Raw genomic sequence first — 15,418 nt, forward strand, 5'->3', positions numbered from 1 at the left:
CCCGGCACGGAGGACCGGGCAGCGCCCGGTTGGCGATCAGACATTATACCGGGCCCGGCCGCTCCAGCGGCCCGGGGCGGGTTCAGCGGATCTGCTGACCCAGCCGGATCGACTGCAGACGGTCCTGCGCGGTGCGCGCGGCGTCCGAGCCGGGATACGTGGACACGACCTGTTCGAGGGTCGCCTGGGCCTGGTCGACCTTGCCTTCGCCATACTGCGAGAGGCCGATCTTGAGCAGGCCACCGGACGCCTTGTCATGGGTCGGGTAGCGCGAGAGGAGGTCGCGGAACTGCGCCTCAGCCAGCGGGAAATTGCGGGTGGCGTAATAGCTTTCGCCCAACCAGTACAACGCGTTGGGGGTATAGACGCCGTTGGGATACAGCTCGAGGAAGCTCATGAACAGCTGCGCCGAGTCATCGTACTTGCCGGCCTTGAGCGAATCGAAGGCGACATTGTAGGCCGTGCGCTCGTCGCCACTGGCAGCCAGGCTGCCGGCATCGCCGTGCACGGAGGGCGGCCGCTCGGAAGCGGCCGTTGCCGGTTTCGGGGAGGCAGCGGGTGCGGCTGCGGCCGGGGCGGCGGGAAGCACGGGGGCCCCACCTTCCAGGCGGTTCAGGCGGCTGTCCAGGTCCAGATACTGGTCCTTGGCGGACTGCTTGAGCTGCTCATTGTCGTGCTGCAGCTGCTCGACCTGCGACTGCAGGGCCTGCAACTGGGTACGCAGCTGATTCAGCTGATTGAGCATGTCCATGTTGGACTGGTTGTTGTTCGCCTGCTGCTCAAGCGCGCCGACGCGGTCGGCCAGACTCTGGCGCTGCGCATTGGCCGGTGCGGCAGCCACGAGGGCTGCCGCAACGATCATCGATAGAAATCGAAAGCGCATCTATTACTGAGCCGTGTACACGATCTCGACGCGACGGTTCTGCGACCAGCAGGACTCGCCCGACTCGGTGCAGACCGGACGCTCTTCACCGTAGGACACGACGGTCAGCTGCGAAGCCGAGCCACCATTGGCCTGCAGTGCCGAGGACACGCCGTTGCCACGACGCTCGCCCAGGGCCTGGTTGTAAGCGCGCGAACCGCGCTCATCGGTGTGGCCCTGCAGGGTCATGCGCGAGGACGGACGGTCACGCAGGTACTTGGCGTGGCACGCCATGATGGCCTGGAACTCCGGCTTCACTTCTTCCTTGTCCAGGTCGAAGTACACCACGCGCTGGCGCAGGCAGGAATCGGTATCCAGATCACCCGGACCGTACAGGCCCGAGGTCGACGGGCCGGTCGGAGCGGTGGTGCTGCCGGTATCAACCGGGGCAGCCGGCACTTCCTTGACCTTCTTGGAACAACCGGCCAGGGCGGCCACGGACAACAGGGAGACAAGCAGAACGCGGGTGGTCTTGTTCATGGCGATACCTTTGAGGCTCCTAAAGCCGGATGAGGGATGAATACGGCGAAATCTTAACACTCTGTTAGCGCTTTGTACGGTATGGCGACCAAGAAGGCTCACGAACATCACCGTCAGCCAGAACCAGCCGCTGGCGCACGCGCGCATCGGCCGAAACGGCGTACAACACTCCACGACCACCCTCGCGGGCGGCGTACAACACCATGCTCGCGTTGGGCGCAAAGCTCGGCGATTCATCCAGCGACCCCGGCGACAGCGTGTTCCAGCGGGCCGAGCCCGTGCTGCTGTCCATCATCGCGATCTTGTAGGTGTTGCCGCTGCCCTGGGCGACCACCAGCTTCTTGCCGTCGTAGGACAGGCTCGGGGTGGCGTTGTAGTTGCCCTGGAAGGTCACGCGCGAGGCGCTGCCGCCGCTGGAGGCCACCTGGTAGATCTGCGGGCGGCCGCCACGGTCGGAGGTGAAGTAGACGCTGCTGCCGTCCGGGCTCCAGGTCGGCTCGGTATCGATGGCGAAGTGGTTGGTCAGCTGGGTCAGCTGCTTGCTGCCCAGGTCCATCACGTAAATCTCCGGATTGCCACTGCGCGACAGCGACAGGGCCAAGCGACGGCCGTCCGGGGAGAACGACGGGGCGCTGTTGATGCCGCGGAAGCTGGTGACCAGCTCACGGGCGCCGCTGGAGATGTTCTGGATGTAGATCGCCGAGTTGCCGCGCTCGAAGCTCACGTAGGCCAGCTTGTTGCCGTCCGGGCTCCAGCTGGGCGAGAGCAGCGGCTCGGCCGAGCGCACGATGGTCTGCGGATTGAAGCCGTCCGAATCGGCCACCATCAGCGCATAGCGCATGGCATCGCCCTTGCCGCTGGCGGTGACATAGGCGATGCGGGTCCAGAAGGCGCCGCGCACGCCGGTGATCTTTTCATAGATGGCATCGGCCATCTGGTGGGCGACATCGCGCATGGCGTTGCCACGGGCGGTCATCGCCAGGCCGAGCAGGCGCTCGCCCTTGGGCACGTCGTACAGCTCGTACTCGACGCGATAGGCGCCGGCGCCGGCGTCCATGACGCGGCCGACCACAATGTAGTTCTGCTTCAGCGCCCGCCAGGTAGCGAACTGGATCTCGCTGCCGCGGGTCGGCTTTTCGACGATCTGCGCTTCAGGCAGGTTGCGGAACTGGCCCGAACGGTCCAGATCGGCGCGCACGACCGCGGCGACGTCGGTCTGGGGCGCACCTGCCGAACCCTGGTAGGGCATCGGGACGACCGTGATCGGGGTGGCGGAGGCGTTGCCGCCGATGATGTCGATATCCAGCCCCTTCTGCTGCGCCATGGCAGCAAAGGGCAACAACAGGGCCGCAACAACGGCAAACCAGCGAGGCATCTTTTTCATGGAGCGCTCAATAGGGGAGAAACCAGAACGAGGGATAACAGGACGGCGGTGAACAGTTTCGCAATCATGAACCAAGGCCGTGTGAATTCCGAGTCACCGGGCGCACAAATCTCACGAGCCGTTAACGACAGGGCACCGCCCGGGATCAATCCTGGGCGGTGAAGGTGAAATTGATCGTGCGTGCGAACACCGACTCGAAACCGCGGTACGGCAACGGCTGGGCGTTCAGCACGGCGGCCTCGATCGAGCGGCGGCCGGCCTCGTCGAACGGGCAGTTGCCGCTGACCTTGGCCTGGATGACCTGCCCGCCGGGGATCTGGGTGATCGAGACCTGGCAGCGCTGGCCCAACGGGACCGAGTCCGGACGGGTCCACTGGGCGGAGACCTTCTGCTGGATCGCGGCGGCGTACTTGGCGCTGAGGTCGTCGCTGGTGCCCCCTGCCCCGGCCGCCGGCTTGGCCGCACCGGTGGCACCGGCAGTCGAGGCCGAGGCATTGGCGGCCCGCGCGGCGGTGACCTGGCGCAGCTTCTGCTCGGCCAGTTTGGCTTCGTTCTCGGCCTGGGCCCGCTTGCGGCGGATTTCGGCCAGCTTCTTGTCGCGTTCGGCGTCGGCCTTGGCGTCGTTGGCCTTCTGTTCCTGCTCGGCCAGCTTCTTCTTTTCCGCCTCTTCCTGCTGCTTGGCCAGGCGCAGCTTCTGCTCGGCCTGTTCCTGGCGCTTGCGCTCGGTCAGGTCGATCTGTTCCTGGCGGCGCTTGGCTTCCTGCTCCTGCTTGGCCTTTTCAGCCGAGATCGCCAGTGCGTTGACCGCTTCCTGGTCGACCGTGTCGGGCTGGGCGATGCGCTCCTGCGCCTGCGACTGCTGCGGGGTGGGCGCGTCCTGCGGGCGCGGCTCGGGCAACGGCTGCGGCGGCGGCACGGTGTCTTCCGGAATCGGCTCGGGCTCGGCAACCGGCTCGGGCAGGTCCGGCAGCGATTCGGAGGCGCGCAGGGCCTGGCGCGCGGCCGAGGCTTCGGACGCGGACAACTGCAGGCTGGCTTCGATGGCCGGATCGCCGGCGGCCGCTTCGGTGGTGCGCTGCGGCGACCACAACCAGGCGGCGATGAAGATCAGTGCCAGCAGCAGATGGACGCCGAGCGCCAGCGCGATCGGCAGGCCCCACTCCTCATCCCGTGCGCGCTGCGGTGGCAGGGCTTCAGTGTGCATCGGTCGCCAGGCCCACCTTTTCCACGTTGGCGCGCTTGATCACGTCCATGGCCGCGACCACCTTTTCATAGGCCACGGCCCGGTCGGCGGCGACGATCACGCGCAGGTTCTTGTCCTGCGAGGAAAGCGCGGACAGCTGGGCCTGCAGGCGGGCCGCATCCATCGGCTCCGGGTCCTTGGCCTCGGGCAGCTTCAGGCTGAGCTGGCCATCCAGGCGGACGGACACAACGACCGGATCCTGCTTGCTCTCCAGCGCCTTGGCCTGGGAGGTCGGCAGATCCACTTCAAAGCTCAGCGTGAGCAGCGGCGCGGTCACCATGAAGATGATGAGCAGCACCAGCATGACGTCGATATACGGCACGACGTTGATTTCGGATTTGAGCTTTCGGCGCTTGCGGCGGCCAATGGCTGCGGTCATGGCAGGACTCCTGTGCTGGGCGCTTACTCGTCGCCCGCGGTCTGGCGCTGCAGGATCGAGCTGAACTCTTCTGCGAAGGTTTCAAAGCGCACCGACATGCGCTCCACGCGGGTGGTGAAGCGGTTGTAGGCCCACACGGCCGGGATCGCCACGAACAGGCCGATCGCGGTGGCGAACAGGGCTTCGGAGATACCCGGGGCAACCGAGGCGATGCCGGCCTGCTCACCGCTGTTGATCATGTCGTGCATGGTCACCATGATGCCGAACACGGTACCGACCAGGCCCACGTACGGGGCGGTCGAGCCGATGTTGGCCAGCAGCTCCAGGCTGCGCTCCATCTGGTCCACTTCACGCGTATAGGTGGTGCGCATGGCGCGCTGGGCGCCCTCGAGCTGGGCCCGGCCATCCAGGCGACGCTTGTCGCGCAGGCGGGTGAACTCGCGGAAACCGGCTTCGAAGATCGCTTCCAGGCCGCCGACCTTGCGGTTGCGGTCGGTCGCCGAGCTGTACAGCTTGCCCAGGTCCGCACCGGACCAGAAGCGGCTTTCGAACTCGTCGGCCTCACGGTTGGCGGCATTGAACACGCGCGCCTTGCGGAAGATGATCACCCAGCTGATAAACGAGCCGGCCAACAGCAGCAGCACGATGATCTTCACCGGGATGCTGGCCTTGATCATCAGGTCCAGGTAATTGATGCCACCGCCATGCGCGGCTTGGGCGACAGTCTGCGCCGCGGCGCTGGTGACTTCCTGCGGCAGCGCTTCGGTCACCGTGGCCTGCAGGGCCAGGAGCATTGCGATCATCCGTTGTTCCTCAGTGTGCGGATTCTGGAAATTCGAGGTGTTTCAGCGCGGCATGCAGTGCATCGTCCATGCCACGCGGCTTGAAGGTGGTTGCATCGAGCGCGGCGATCTTCACCTGCGCGGTCAGCAATGTCTGGTCGCCCCGGCACACGGCCTGGGCGAACACCATGCTGGCGCGCTTGCACTGCACCAGCGTGGCGGTGACATCCAGCGCGTCATCCAGGCGCGCCGGCTTGAGGAAATCCATGGTCATGCTGCGCACCGCGAACACCAGGCCGTGGTCGCAGCGCATGCGCTCCTGACCATACCCCAGTGCACGCATCCATTCCGTGCGCGCCCGTTCCATGAAGGCCACGTAGCGGGCGTGGTACACGACCCCGCCAGCGTCGGTATCTTCCCAGTAAATGCGTGTCGGCCAACTGAATCGCGGCTCAACCCGGGGATCAACCGACATCCGGGACCTCCGCGAACAGGTCGGCCGGCGGGTTTTTCGGCTTCAGGCCCATGTGCCGGTAGGCCTTGTGCGTGCACATGCGGCCCCGCGCGGTCCGGATCAGGAACCCCTGCTGGATCAGGTACGGCTCGACCACGTCTTCCAGCGTGCCGCGTTCTTCGGACAGGGCGGCGGCCAGCGATTCGATGCCGACCGGGCCACCGTCGAAGTAGTCGACCATGGTCCGCAGCAGGCGCCGATCCAGCTCGTCGAAGCCTTCCGGGTCCACCTTGAGCATCTGCATCGCGGCCTGGGCGACCTCCTGGTCGATGTGGCCGGCGGCCTTCACCTGGGCGAAGTCGCGCACGCGGCGCAGCAGCCGGTTGGCGATACGCGGGGTACCGCGCGAACGCCGTGCGATCTCGGCCGCGCCTTCGGCGGTGCAGTCGATGTTGAGGATGCTGGCCGAGCGCCGGACGATCTTCGTCAGTTCTTCGGGCGTATAGAACTCCAGCCGGTGCACGATCCCGAAGCGGTCGCGCAGCGGCGCGGTCAGCAGGCCTGCACGGGTGGTCGCGCCGATCAGGGTGAACGGCGGCAGATCGATCTTGATCGAGCGGGCCGCGGGGCCCTCGCCGATCATGATGTCGATCTGGAAATCTTCCATCGCCGGATACAGCACTTCTTCCACGACCGGCGAGAGGCGGTGGATCTCATCGATGAACAGCACGTCGTGCGGCTGCAGATTGGTCAGCAACGCGGCCAGGTCACCGGCTTTTTCGATCACCGGGCCGGAGGTGACGCGCAACGCGACCCCCAGCTCGTTGGCGATCACATGGCTCAGGGTGGTCTTGCCCAGGCCCGGCGGCCCGAAGATCAGCACGTGGTCGAGCGCGTCGCCACGGGCCTTGGTCGCCTCGATGTAGATCGACAGCTGCTCGCGCACCGGCGCCTGGCCCAGGTAATCGGCCATGCGCTTGGGGCGGATGCTGGCGTCGGTGCCCTCGTCTTCGCGGGTGGCACCGGCGGCGATGATGCGGTCGTCGGTCATTCGGCAATTATGCGGCAAAAGCAGCGCGATCCGCGTCCGGTAGTGCCGGCCGCTGGCCGGCGCCGCGCGATGCAGATGCCATGAGGAGCCGGCCAGCGGCGGGCACTACCGGGATCGCATCGGAGGAAGAGCCCCCTTGTCGCTCAAGGGGGCGCGCCGAAGGCGCGGGGATAAGGGGGAATGCCGCCGGGGCCCACGGGTTGCATCGCAACCCGTGGGGTAGCGGCCGACCGTTGGTCGGCCGTCCGGTCAGATCTCCACCTGCGCCCCGAGTTCGACCAGCCGGTTACCCGGAATCCGGAAGAATCCGGTCGCCGGGGCCGCGTTCCGGTGCATCAGCGCGAACAGCTTGTCGCGCCAGATCGGCATGCCGCGGTTGGCGGTGGCCACGATGGTCTCGCGGCTGGCGAAGAACGTGGTGTCCATCGGGTCGAAGTAGATCCCGCCGTGGTCGCACGAGCGCATCAGCGCCAGCGGCACGTCCGGGGTCTCCATGAAGCCGAAGCGCACGTAGATCCGGTAGAACTCATCGCCCACCGATTCGATCTTCAGGCGCTGGCCCGAGGGCGCGTACGGCACCGGCAGCGTCACCACGTGCAGGAACACGTTGCGCTCGTGCAGCACCTTGTTGTGCTTGAGGTTGTGCATCAGCGCATGCGGGGCCACCGAGGGGTCGGCGGTCAGGAACACGGCGGTGCCCGGCACCCGCACCGGCGGGGCCAGCATCAGGCCCGGCAGGAAGGTGTCGATGCGGATGCCGTCCTTGCGGATCTCATCGCGCAGCAGCTCGCGCCCACGCCGCCAGGTGCGCATCATGGTGAACAGTACGATGCCCAGCACCACCGGGAACCACGCGCCCTGCAGCAGCTTGGCGCCGTTGGCGATCACGAAGCCCAGGTCGATGACGAAGAAAATCACGCACAGCGGGATGATCCAGTAGCGCGAGGTCGGCCACAGCGCGCGGGCCACCAGGGCCAGCAGCAGGGTATCGATCAGCATGGTCGCCGACACCGAGATGCCGTAGGCCACCGCCAGGTTGGACGAGCTGCGGAAGGCCAGCACCAGCCCGATCACCATGACCGCGATGCCCCAGTTGATGCCCGGGATGTAGATCTGGCCGATGGTGTCGTGCGAGGTATGGGTGATGCGCATGCGCGGGATGTAGCCCAGCTGCATGGCCTGGCGCGAGACCGAGAAGGCGCCGGTGATCACCGACTGCGAGGCGATCACCGCGGCCATGGTGGCCAGGATGATCATCGGGTACAGCGCCCAGTCGGGCACCGCTTCGAAGAACGGGTTCTTCACCGCCTCGGGGTTGTTGAGCACCAGCGCGCCCTGCCCCAGATAGTTCAGCACCAGGCACGGCAGCACGAAGAAGTACCAGGCATGGCGGATCGGCTTGGCGCCGAAATGGCCCATGTCCGCATACAGCGCCTCGCCACCGGTGACGGCCAGCACCACCGCGCCGAGGATGAAGATGCCATGCCAGCCGTGCTCCATGAAGAAGCGCAGCGCCCACATCGGGTTGAAGGCCTTGAGCACTTCCGGCGCATCGACGATGTTCCAGATGCCGATCGCGGCCAGCGAGATGAACCAGATCGAGGTGATCGGCCCGAACAGTTTGCCGATCTTCTCGGTGCCAAAGCGCTGCACCGCGAACACCGCCAGCAGCACCACCACCGTGATCGGCACGATGAACGCATGCAGCCCGGGCGCGGCGACCTCCAGGCCTTCGACCGCACCCAGCACCGAGATGGCCGGGGTGATCACCCCGTCGCCGAAGAACAGCGAGGCCCCGAAGATGCCCAGGATGCCCACCACGTAGGCCGAGCGCGAGCCGTGCCGCAGAGTGCGCTGGGTCAGCGCCATCAGCGCCATGATCCCGCCCTCGCCCTCGTTGTCGGCGCGCATGATGATGGTGACGTACTTGAGCGTGACCACGATGTTCAGCGCCCAGAACGCCAGCGACAGCACGCCCAGGACGGTGTCATGGTCGCTGTTGAGGCCGTAGTGCGGAGAAAAGGCCTCTTTCAGCGTGTACAGCGGGCTGGTGCCGATATCGCCGAACACCACGCCGATGGCGCCGATCATCAGCGCCATGCCGCCGGCCGCCGGCGCGTGGCCGTGCGGGGCCTGGCCGTCGCTGTGCTGGGGGGAAGTGGTGGACATGGGGCTCCGGGCGGACGCGGTCGTTGGTGTCGTTGGCTAGGGAAAGACAGGCGCGCGGCTCAGCGCAGCGCGGCCTGCAGGGCCTTGCGGATGACGGTGGCGACGTCGTCACCCTCGGCATTGGCGTCACGCGCCATGCGTGCGGCCTCGGTCGGCTTGTAGCCCAGCTGCTGCAGGGCCACGGTCGCCTCGGAGACCGGATCGGTCGCCGGGGCGGCGCCGGCGATCGGCGCACCGCCACCGCCGAAATGGGCCGCGCGGTCGCGCAGTTCCAGCACCATGCGCTCGGCGGTCTTCTTGCCGATGCCCGGGATGCGGGTCAGCGCGGTGATGTCACCGGCCTGCAGCATGCGGGCGAATTCGTCCACGCTCACGCCGGACAGCACCGCCAGCGCGATCTTGGCGCCGATCCCGCTGACCTTCTGCACATCGCGGAACAGGCGGCGCTCGCCCTCGCGCAGGAAGCCGTACAGCGACACGCTGTCTTCCTTCTGCGCGTAATGGGTGAACAGGGTGACCTCGCGGCCCAGCTCGGGCAGGTCGTAGAAGGTGCTCATCGGCGCCTCCAGTTCGTAACCGACGCCATTGACGTCGACCATGAGCCACGGCGGCGCCTTGTAGGCCACGATCCCGCGCAGACGACCAATCATGCAGTGTTCCTCATTTCCGGCTCCAGGCCTGGCGCGCATTGACGCCCAGGCGCAGCGCCGTGGCCCGGACATGGGCGTGGGTGATGGCCACGGCCAACGCATCGGCAGCGTCGGCCTGCAGCTTGGTTTTCAGGTTGAGCATGAGCCCGACCATGTGTTGGACCTGTTGTTTTTCCGCGCCACCGCGGCCGACCACGGCCAGCTTGATCTCGGTGGCGGCGTACTCGCTGACCGGCAGGTCGCGCATCACTACGGCCGAGATCGCCGCGCCGCGCGCCTGGCCCAGTTTCAGGGCCGAATCCGGATTGCGCGCCATGAACACCTTTTCGATGGCCACTTCGTCGGGGCGGTATTCCTCGACCAGGGCGGTCAGGCCGACCACCAGCAGCTTCATCCGCTGCGGGAAGTCGTCGGCGCCCAGCAGGACCAGCGGCAGATGATGCACGTGCACCACCTTGCCGGCGGCGTCCACATCAATGATGCCCACCCCGGTGCGCTGCGAACCGGGGTCGATGCCAAGAATGCGCGTCATGCGGCACGCACACGGCCGCCCGCGGCCCGGGAGGGACACATGCGGCGGGGATAACGGGGAACGCCTGGGGTCATCATGGTCCGCATTGTCCGCTCACCGGTCGCGCAAAGCGACCGGTGAAGCGCCCGCTCAGGCGTAGGCGTCCGCGCCGAGGTCGGCGTTGGAGAACACGTCCTGCACGTCGTCCAGGTCTTCGAGCATGTCCAGCAGCTTCTTGACCTGCAGGGCGGTGTCGCCCTCGACCTTGATGTCGTTGTCGGCGCGGTAGGTGATTTCGGCGTGGTCGGGCGTGAACCCGGCGGCTGCCATCGCATCCTTGACCGCGTGGTAGCTGTCGGCGGCGGTGACCACGTCGATCGCCCCGTCTTCCGGGTAGACCACGATGTCGTCCGCGCCGGCGTCGATCGCCGCTTCGGTGACGGCTTCTTCGTCCGCACCGGCGGCGAAGTGCAGCACGCCCAGGCGCTTGAACATGAACGACACCGAGCCTTCCGTGCCCATGTTGCCGCCGCACTTGCTGAACGCATGGCGGACATCGGCCACGGTGCGCACGCGGTTGTCGGTCAGGCAGTCCACGATCACGGCCACGCCACCGGGGGCATAGCCCTCGTAGCGGATCTCTTCGTACTCGACGCCTTCCAGCTCACCGGTCGCCTTCTTGATGGCGCGCTCGATCACGTCCTTGGACATGTTCGAGGACAGACCCTTGTCCATGGCCACGCGCAGGCGCGGGTTGTTGTTGGGGTCGCCTCCACCGCCGCGCGCGGCTACGCCGATCTCGCGGATGATCTTGGTGAAAATCTTGCCGCGCTTCGCGTCAGACGCGTTTTTGCGGTTCTCGATGGAGGGGCCTCTACCCATGGGGTGACTCTCGTGTTTCTGTCAGGAACAGGGCGCGAATTCTACCTGATCCGCCGGCCGGCCCGTGTCACTGCCCAGCCCGCTCAGGCGGCGTGGGCCGCATCATCACGCCGGAACCGGCCATCGCGCAGGAACGCGGCGGTCTGGCGCGCGGCATCCGGCGAGAACACCAGCCCGCTGTGGCTGGCCGGGATCACGCAGTGGTCGGCCAGGCCCGGCAACTGCGTCTCATCCAGCGCCACGGTGCCATCGGAGGCATCGCCACAGGCGCCGAGCAGGCTGCCCAGCCCGTGCGGAACCGAGCCGGCGATCAGCCCGACCTGCGCCCTGCCCTCCCACGCCGGCAGGCCATCCAGCAGCAGTTCCGAGCTGCGGCCGAGCGCCAGCGACCAGCCGTGATCGCTCAACGAGCGCGCGGTCACGCTGCCGCGCAGCGGCGAACCCAGGCAGACCACCCGCGACACCGGCAGGTCGGGCGCCCGCCGCAGGGCCTCCAGCGCGACCAGCCCGCCCAGGCTGTGGCCGACCAGGGAAATCGGGCCACTGCCCTGGAGCCGCTCCAGCAGCTGGGGCACGGCCACGTCCGGGCCACCGAACACGCTCGAATAGCCGAAGGTGTCCACGGCGAAGCCACGGGCGCGCAGGCGCCAGGCCAGGGGGCCGACCCAGGCGCGTGCGTTCCAGATGCCGTGCAGCAATAAAACAGGGGGATTCATGGTGTCAGCCTAGCCCGATGGGCGGGGCGCCTGCAGAAGGAAACAGCGTCATTAGACGAATGGACCGGACAACGGCAGGTGAAGCCGCTGCAGGCCGTGAAAGTGTCACGCTCAGGCCGCCGTGGGCGGGCGGCGCAGGATGAACTCCAGGTCGAGCACCTTGCCAACCGGGAACTCATAGGTACCGACCTTGCTGAAGCCGTAGCGGGCGTAGAAACGCTGCGCGCCGAAGTTCTCCGACCACACGCCCAGCCACAGCGTGCGCGGTCCCTCGCGTTCCAGCCAGGCCAGCGCGGTTTCGAACAGTCGGCTGCCCCAGCCACAGCTCTGCTGGTCCTTGATCAGGTACAGGCGCTTGAGCTCGCCATCGCCGGGCTGCACCTCGGCATGCGGCAGGCCACAGGGACCGGCGGCGGCATGGCCCACGGCAACACCGTCCAGCTCCAGCAGCCAGACCGCGTAATCGGGGTGTTCAAGAATGATGCGCTGGCGCTGCGCCGGGTAAGCCTCATCGAGGAAGGCCTGCAGGTCCTCCGCCGGGTACAGATGGCCGAAGGTTTCCACGAACGTGCGCGTGGCCAGCACCGACAGGGTCTGGGCGTCGTCCGGGGTGGCGCGGCGGATGGTGTAGCGGCCTGGGGTCACGGCGGGAGCATCGGCATCGGCGAGAACCGCCAATTTACCTGAACGTGGCGGCGATGGCGCCCCACGACCCGCGAACCTGTCGATCATGGCGGGCCAGGATCCGCAGCAGGCACCGACCACCGGTCGGTACCTGCCACGTGTCGACGCCGACCAGGGGCCGGCGCGTCCCGGCTTATTCCTTGACGGCGCGCGGGCGGACCTGCACGTGCACTTCGGCCAGCTGCTCGTCCGGGATCGGCGACGGCGCGCCGGTCATCAGGCACTGCGCGCCGGTGGTCTTCGGGAACGGGATGACGTCGCGGATCGATTCGGTACCGGCCATCAGCGCGGCGATACGGTCGATGCCGAACGCGATGCCGCCGTGCGGCGGCGCGCCGAAACGCAGCGCATCGAGCAGGAAGCCGAACTTGCCCTCGGCCTCTTCGGCGCCGATGCCCAGCAGCTCGAACACCGCGCTCTGCATGTCCGAACGGTGGATACGGATCGAGCCACCGCCGATCTCGTTGCCGTTGAGCACCATGTCATAGCCGCGCGACACGGCGGTTTTGGCGTTGGCGCGCAGGTCGGCGATGTCGTCCACCGCCGGTGCGGTGAAGGGATGATGCAGGGCGACGTAGCGCTGGGCTTCGTCGTCGTATTCGAACATCGGGAAGTCGGTGACCCACAGCGGTGCCCAGCCGGCGGTGACCAGGTTGAAGTCCTTGCCGGCCTTCAGGCGCAGGGCGCCCATGAAGTCGGAGACCTTGTTGTAGCCACCGGCGCCGAAGAACACGATGTCGCCGTTGCCGGCACCGACGTGGGCGACCAGCGCGGCGAAGGCCTCTTCGCTGAAGAATTTGGCGATCGGCGAGCTGACTTCACCACTGTCGCTGATCTTGATGTAGGCCAGGCCCTTGGCGCCGTACTTGGCGGCATGCGCGGCGTATTCGTCGATCTGCTTGCGCGACAGGCTGGCACCGCCCGGAACGCGCAGCGCAGCCACGCGGCCATCGGCATCGTTGGCGGCGGCGGTGAACACCGGGAACTCGCTGGTCTTGACCAGCTCGGCCACGTCCACCAGCTCCAGCGCGATGCGCAGGTCCGGCTTGTCCGAGCCATAGCGACGCATCGCCTCGGCCCAGGTCATGCGCGGGAAGCTGGCGGCCAGTTCCACGTCCACCACTTCCTTGAAGATGGCGCGGATCATGTTCTCGACGAAGTCCTGCACATCCTGCTCGCGCACGAAGGCGAACTCCATGTCCAGCTGGGTGAACTCCAGCTGGCGGTCGGCGCGCAGGGCCTCGTCGCGGAAGCAGCGCGCGATCTGGTAGTAGCGGTCGAAGCCGGCCACCATCAGGATCTGCTTGAACAGCTGCGGGCTCTGCGGCAGGGCGTAGAACTCGCCCGGGTGCATGCGCGCCGGCACCAGGAAGTCGCGGGCGCCTTCCGGGGTGGCCTTGGTCAGGATCGGGGTTTCGATGTCCTGGAAGCCGGTGGCGTCCAGGTGGCGGCGCAGGGCCTGCACCAGCTTGATGCGGGTGCGCTGCATGCGCTGCATTTCCGGGCGGCGCAGGTCCAGGTAACGGTACTTCAGGCGGGTTTCCTCGCCCGGGTTCTCGTGCGCGTGGAACGGCAGCGGCTCGGCCTTGTTGAGGATGGTGATGGCCGTGGCGATCACTTCCACCTTGCCGGTGCGGAGCTTGTCGTTGGCTGCATGGCGCGCGCGCACCACGCCTTCCACCTGCAGCACGTCCTCGTAGCCCAGGCTGGCGGCCACGGCGAACACGGCCGCGTTGTCGACTTCCACCGTCACCTGCACGATGCCTTCATGATCGCGCAGATCGATGAAGCACACGCCGCCCTGGTTGCGGGCGACGTCGGTCCAGCCGGCGAGGGTAACGGTTTGGCCAATCAGGGTCTCGTCGACCAGGCCACAGAAGTGGGTACGCATGGGGGTAAAGCTCCGCAGGAGAATGCCGGCACCAGGTTGCGCCGGACAGCCCTTTATTCTGCGGCGTCGGCCCGGCCGGGGCAAATCCCCTGCGCCATGTCCCGGCCCGGGGGCCCCGGATGGCCCGTCCGGGCGGCATCACGCCTTTTGAACCCCGACTCTTCCTATAGTCCGCGCACCAACGACCGCAAGGGATGCCGCCATGAACAGACGTCTGACCGTTGCCTGCCTGGCCGCCGCACTGGCCTGTACCGCCCCGGCCGCCCAGGCCCAGATGAGCACCCGCGCCTACGCCCCGGAAAACCTGTCGCAGCTGTCCAGCAGCGACCGCAGCCGGGTCATCACCCAGGAATACGCCGACCAGTCCAATGGCCGCAGGATTCCGGACGACCAGCTGCGCTTCTACCTGGCCCAGGTCAATTCGGGCTGGAACTTCTCGCGGATCAAGCAGGACATTGCCACGTCGCTGCGCGGCAATGGCAGCGGGGGCGGCTGGAATGGCGGCGGCAACGGCCCGGGCAACAGCGGCACGGTCCGCTGCGAAAGCCAGGACAACCGCGAGCGGGTCTGCAACACCGGCTGGCGCAGCGCCCGGCTGTCGCGCCAGATCTCCGGCACCACCTGTACCGAGGGCCGCAACTGGGGCTCGCGCAACGGGACGGTGTGGGTCAGCGGCGGCTGCCGCGCCGAGTTCGTCGAGGGCCGCGGCAACGGCGGCAACTGGGGCGGCGGCGGCGGTGGCACCGGCGCGACGATCCGCTGCGAGAGCCAGGACAACCGCGAACGGAGCTGCAACACCGGCTGGCGCAATGCGACCCTGGTCCGCCAGATCTCCGGTACGGCCTGTGTCGAGGGCCAGACCTGGGGCGTGCGCAATGGTGCGGTCTGGGTCAACCGCGGCTGCCGCGGCGAGTTCGCGGAAGCACGCGGCAACAGCGGCGGCAACTGGGGCGGTGGCGGCGGCAACAGCAATTACAGCGTGACCTGCAGCAGCAACGACAAGCGCCAGCAGACCTGCGCCTGGGACGACCGCCAGGGACGTCCGGCACTGGTCCAGCAACTGTCCGGCACGGCGTGCGTGGAAGGCCGCAGCTGGGGCTACAGCAACGGCAGCCTGTGGGTCAGCGGCGGCTGCCGCGCCCGCTTCGGCGCGCGCTGAACGCCCCCTCGCGGTGGTGCCGACCGTTGGTCGGCACCCTCCCCTCACGGCGCCGGAGAAC

General features: G+C 67.4%; 16 protein-coding genes. 1 reads left to right on the top strand and 15 read right to left on the bottom strand.

Annotated elements, in window-relative coordinates:
• Positions 1–82: 82 nt before the first annotated feature.
• The 15 genes from ybgF to aspS all read right to left on the bottom strand — a co-directional run bounded on the left by ybgF (position 83) and on the right by aspS (position 14,198).
• Entirely contained in the window at positions 83–883 is an 801-nt protein-coding gene (ybgF, locus tag ABE434_RS10795) for a tol-pal system protein YbgF (protein ID WP_346478827.1), read from the bottom strand.
• A 3-nt stretch (positions 884–886) separates the two neighbouring features.
• Positions 887–1,402: a peptidoglycan-associated lipoprotein Pal gene (gene pal / locus ABE434_RS10800; RefSeq protein WP_176988421.1), complete on the bottom strand. Its 516-nt coding sequence runs from the start codon at positions 1,400–1,402 to the stop codon at positions 887–889.
• Positions 1,403–1,466: 64 nt separating this feature from the next.
• Positions 1,467–2,786: a Tol-Pal system beta propeller repeat protein TolB gene (gene tolB / locus ABE434_RS10805; protein WP_176988420.1), complete on the bottom strand. Its 1,320-nt coding sequence runs from the start codon at positions 2,784–2,786 to the stop codon at positions 1,467–1,469.
• Between the two features lie 145 nt (positions 2,787–2,931).
• Positions 2,932–3,990, bottom strand: coding sequence for a cell envelope integrity protein TolA (tolA, locus tag ABE434_RS10810; RefSeq protein WP_176988419.1), 1,059 nt, complete (start codon positions 3,988–3,990; stop codon positions 2,932–2,934).
• Positions 3,980–4,408, bottom strand: coding sequence for a protein TolR (tolR, locus tag ABE434_RS10815; protein ID WP_121039140.1), 429 nt, complete (start codon positions 4,406–4,408; stop codon positions 3,980–3,982). Before tolR ends, tolA begins: the two co-directional genes overlap by 11 nt.
• Positions 4,409–4,431: 23 nt before the next feature.
• Entirely contained in the window at positions 4,432–5,211 is a 780-nt protein-coding gene (tolQ, locus tag ABE434_RS10820) for a protein TolQ (protein WP_121039143.1), read from the bottom strand.
• A gap of 10 nt (positions 5,212–5,221) precedes the next feature.
• Positions 5,222–5,665: a tol-pal system-associated acyl-CoA thioesterase gene (gene ybgC / locus ABE434_RS10825; protein WP_176988418.1), complete on the bottom strand. Its 444-nt coding sequence runs from the start codon at positions 5,663–5,665 to the stop codon at positions 5,222–5,224.
• Entirely contained in the window at positions 5,655–6,695 is a 1,041-nt protein-coding gene (gene ruvB, locus ABE434_RS10830) for a Holliday junction branch migration DNA helicase RuvB (RefSeq protein WP_346478828.1), read from the bottom strand. The genes ybgC and ruvB overlap by 11 nt, the downstream gene beginning before the upstream one ends.
• A 249-nt stretch (positions 6,696–6,944) precedes the next feature.
• Entirely contained in the window at positions 6,945–8,795 is a 1,851-nt protein-coding gene (locus tag ABE434_RS10835) for a potassium transporter Kup (RefSeq protein WP_346478846.1), read from the bottom strand.
• 128 nt (positions 8,796–8,923) lie between these two features.
• Positions 8,924–9,514 carry a Holliday junction branch migration protein RuvA gene (gene ruvA, locus ABE434_RS10840; RefSeq protein WP_313210410.1) on the bottom strand — a complete coding sequence of 197 codons (591 nt, stop codon included), beginning with the start codon at positions 9,512–9,514 and terminating at the stop codon, positions 8,924–8,926.
• 10 nt (positions 9,515–9,524) lie between these two features.
• Entirely contained in the window at positions 9,525–10,046 is a 522-nt protein-coding gene (ruvC, locus tag ABE434_RS10845; RefSeq protein ID WP_121039160.1) for a crossover junction endodeoxyribonuclease RuvC, read from the bottom strand.
• Positions 10,047–10,175: 129 nt separating this feature from the next.
• Positions 10,176–10,907, bottom strand: coding sequence for a YebC/PmpR family DNA-binding transcriptional regulator (locus ABE434_RS10850; protein ID WP_176988417.1), 732 nt, complete (start codon positions 10,905–10,907; stop codon positions 10,176–10,178).
• 83 nt (positions 10,908–10,990) lie between these two features.
• A complete protein-coding gene (locus tag ABE434_RS10855) occupies positions 10,991–11,623 on the bottom strand; it encodes an alpha/beta fold hydrolase (protein WP_346478829.1) in 633 nt (210 codons plus the stop codon).
• A gap of 111 nt (positions 11,624–11,734) precedes the next feature.
• Entirely contained in the window at positions 11,735–12,268 is a 534-nt protein-coding gene (locus tag ABE434_RS10860; protein WP_346478830.1) for a GNAT family N-acetyltransferase, read from the bottom strand.
• A 172-nt stretch (positions 12,269–12,440) separates the two neighbouring features.
• On the bottom strand, positions 12,441–14,198 hold the full coding sequence (gene aspS, locus ABE434_RS10865; RefSeq protein ID WP_346478831.1) for an aspartate--tRNA ligase: 1,758 nt from the start codon (positions 14,196–14,198) through the stop codon (positions 12,441–12,443).
• A 202-nt stretch (positions 14,199–14,400) separates the two neighbouring features.
• Between aspS and ABE434_RS10870 the strand changes: the two genes are divergently transcribed.
• Positions 14,401–15,357 carry a DUF3011 domain-containing protein gene (locus ABE434_RS10870; RefSeq protein WP_346478832.1) on the top strand — a complete coding sequence of 319 codons (957 nt, stop codon included), beginning with the start codon at positions 14,401–14,403 and terminating at the stop codon, positions 15,355–15,357.
• Positions 15,358–15,418 lie beyond the last annotated feature (61 nt).

Source organism: Stenotrophomonas sp. TWI1183 (assembly GCF_039673115.1).
In the GTDB taxonomy this organism is placed as follows: Bacteria; Pseudomonadota; Gammaproteobacteria; order Xanthomonadales; family Xanthomonadaceae; genus Stenotrophomonas; species Stenotrophomonas maltophilia_AA.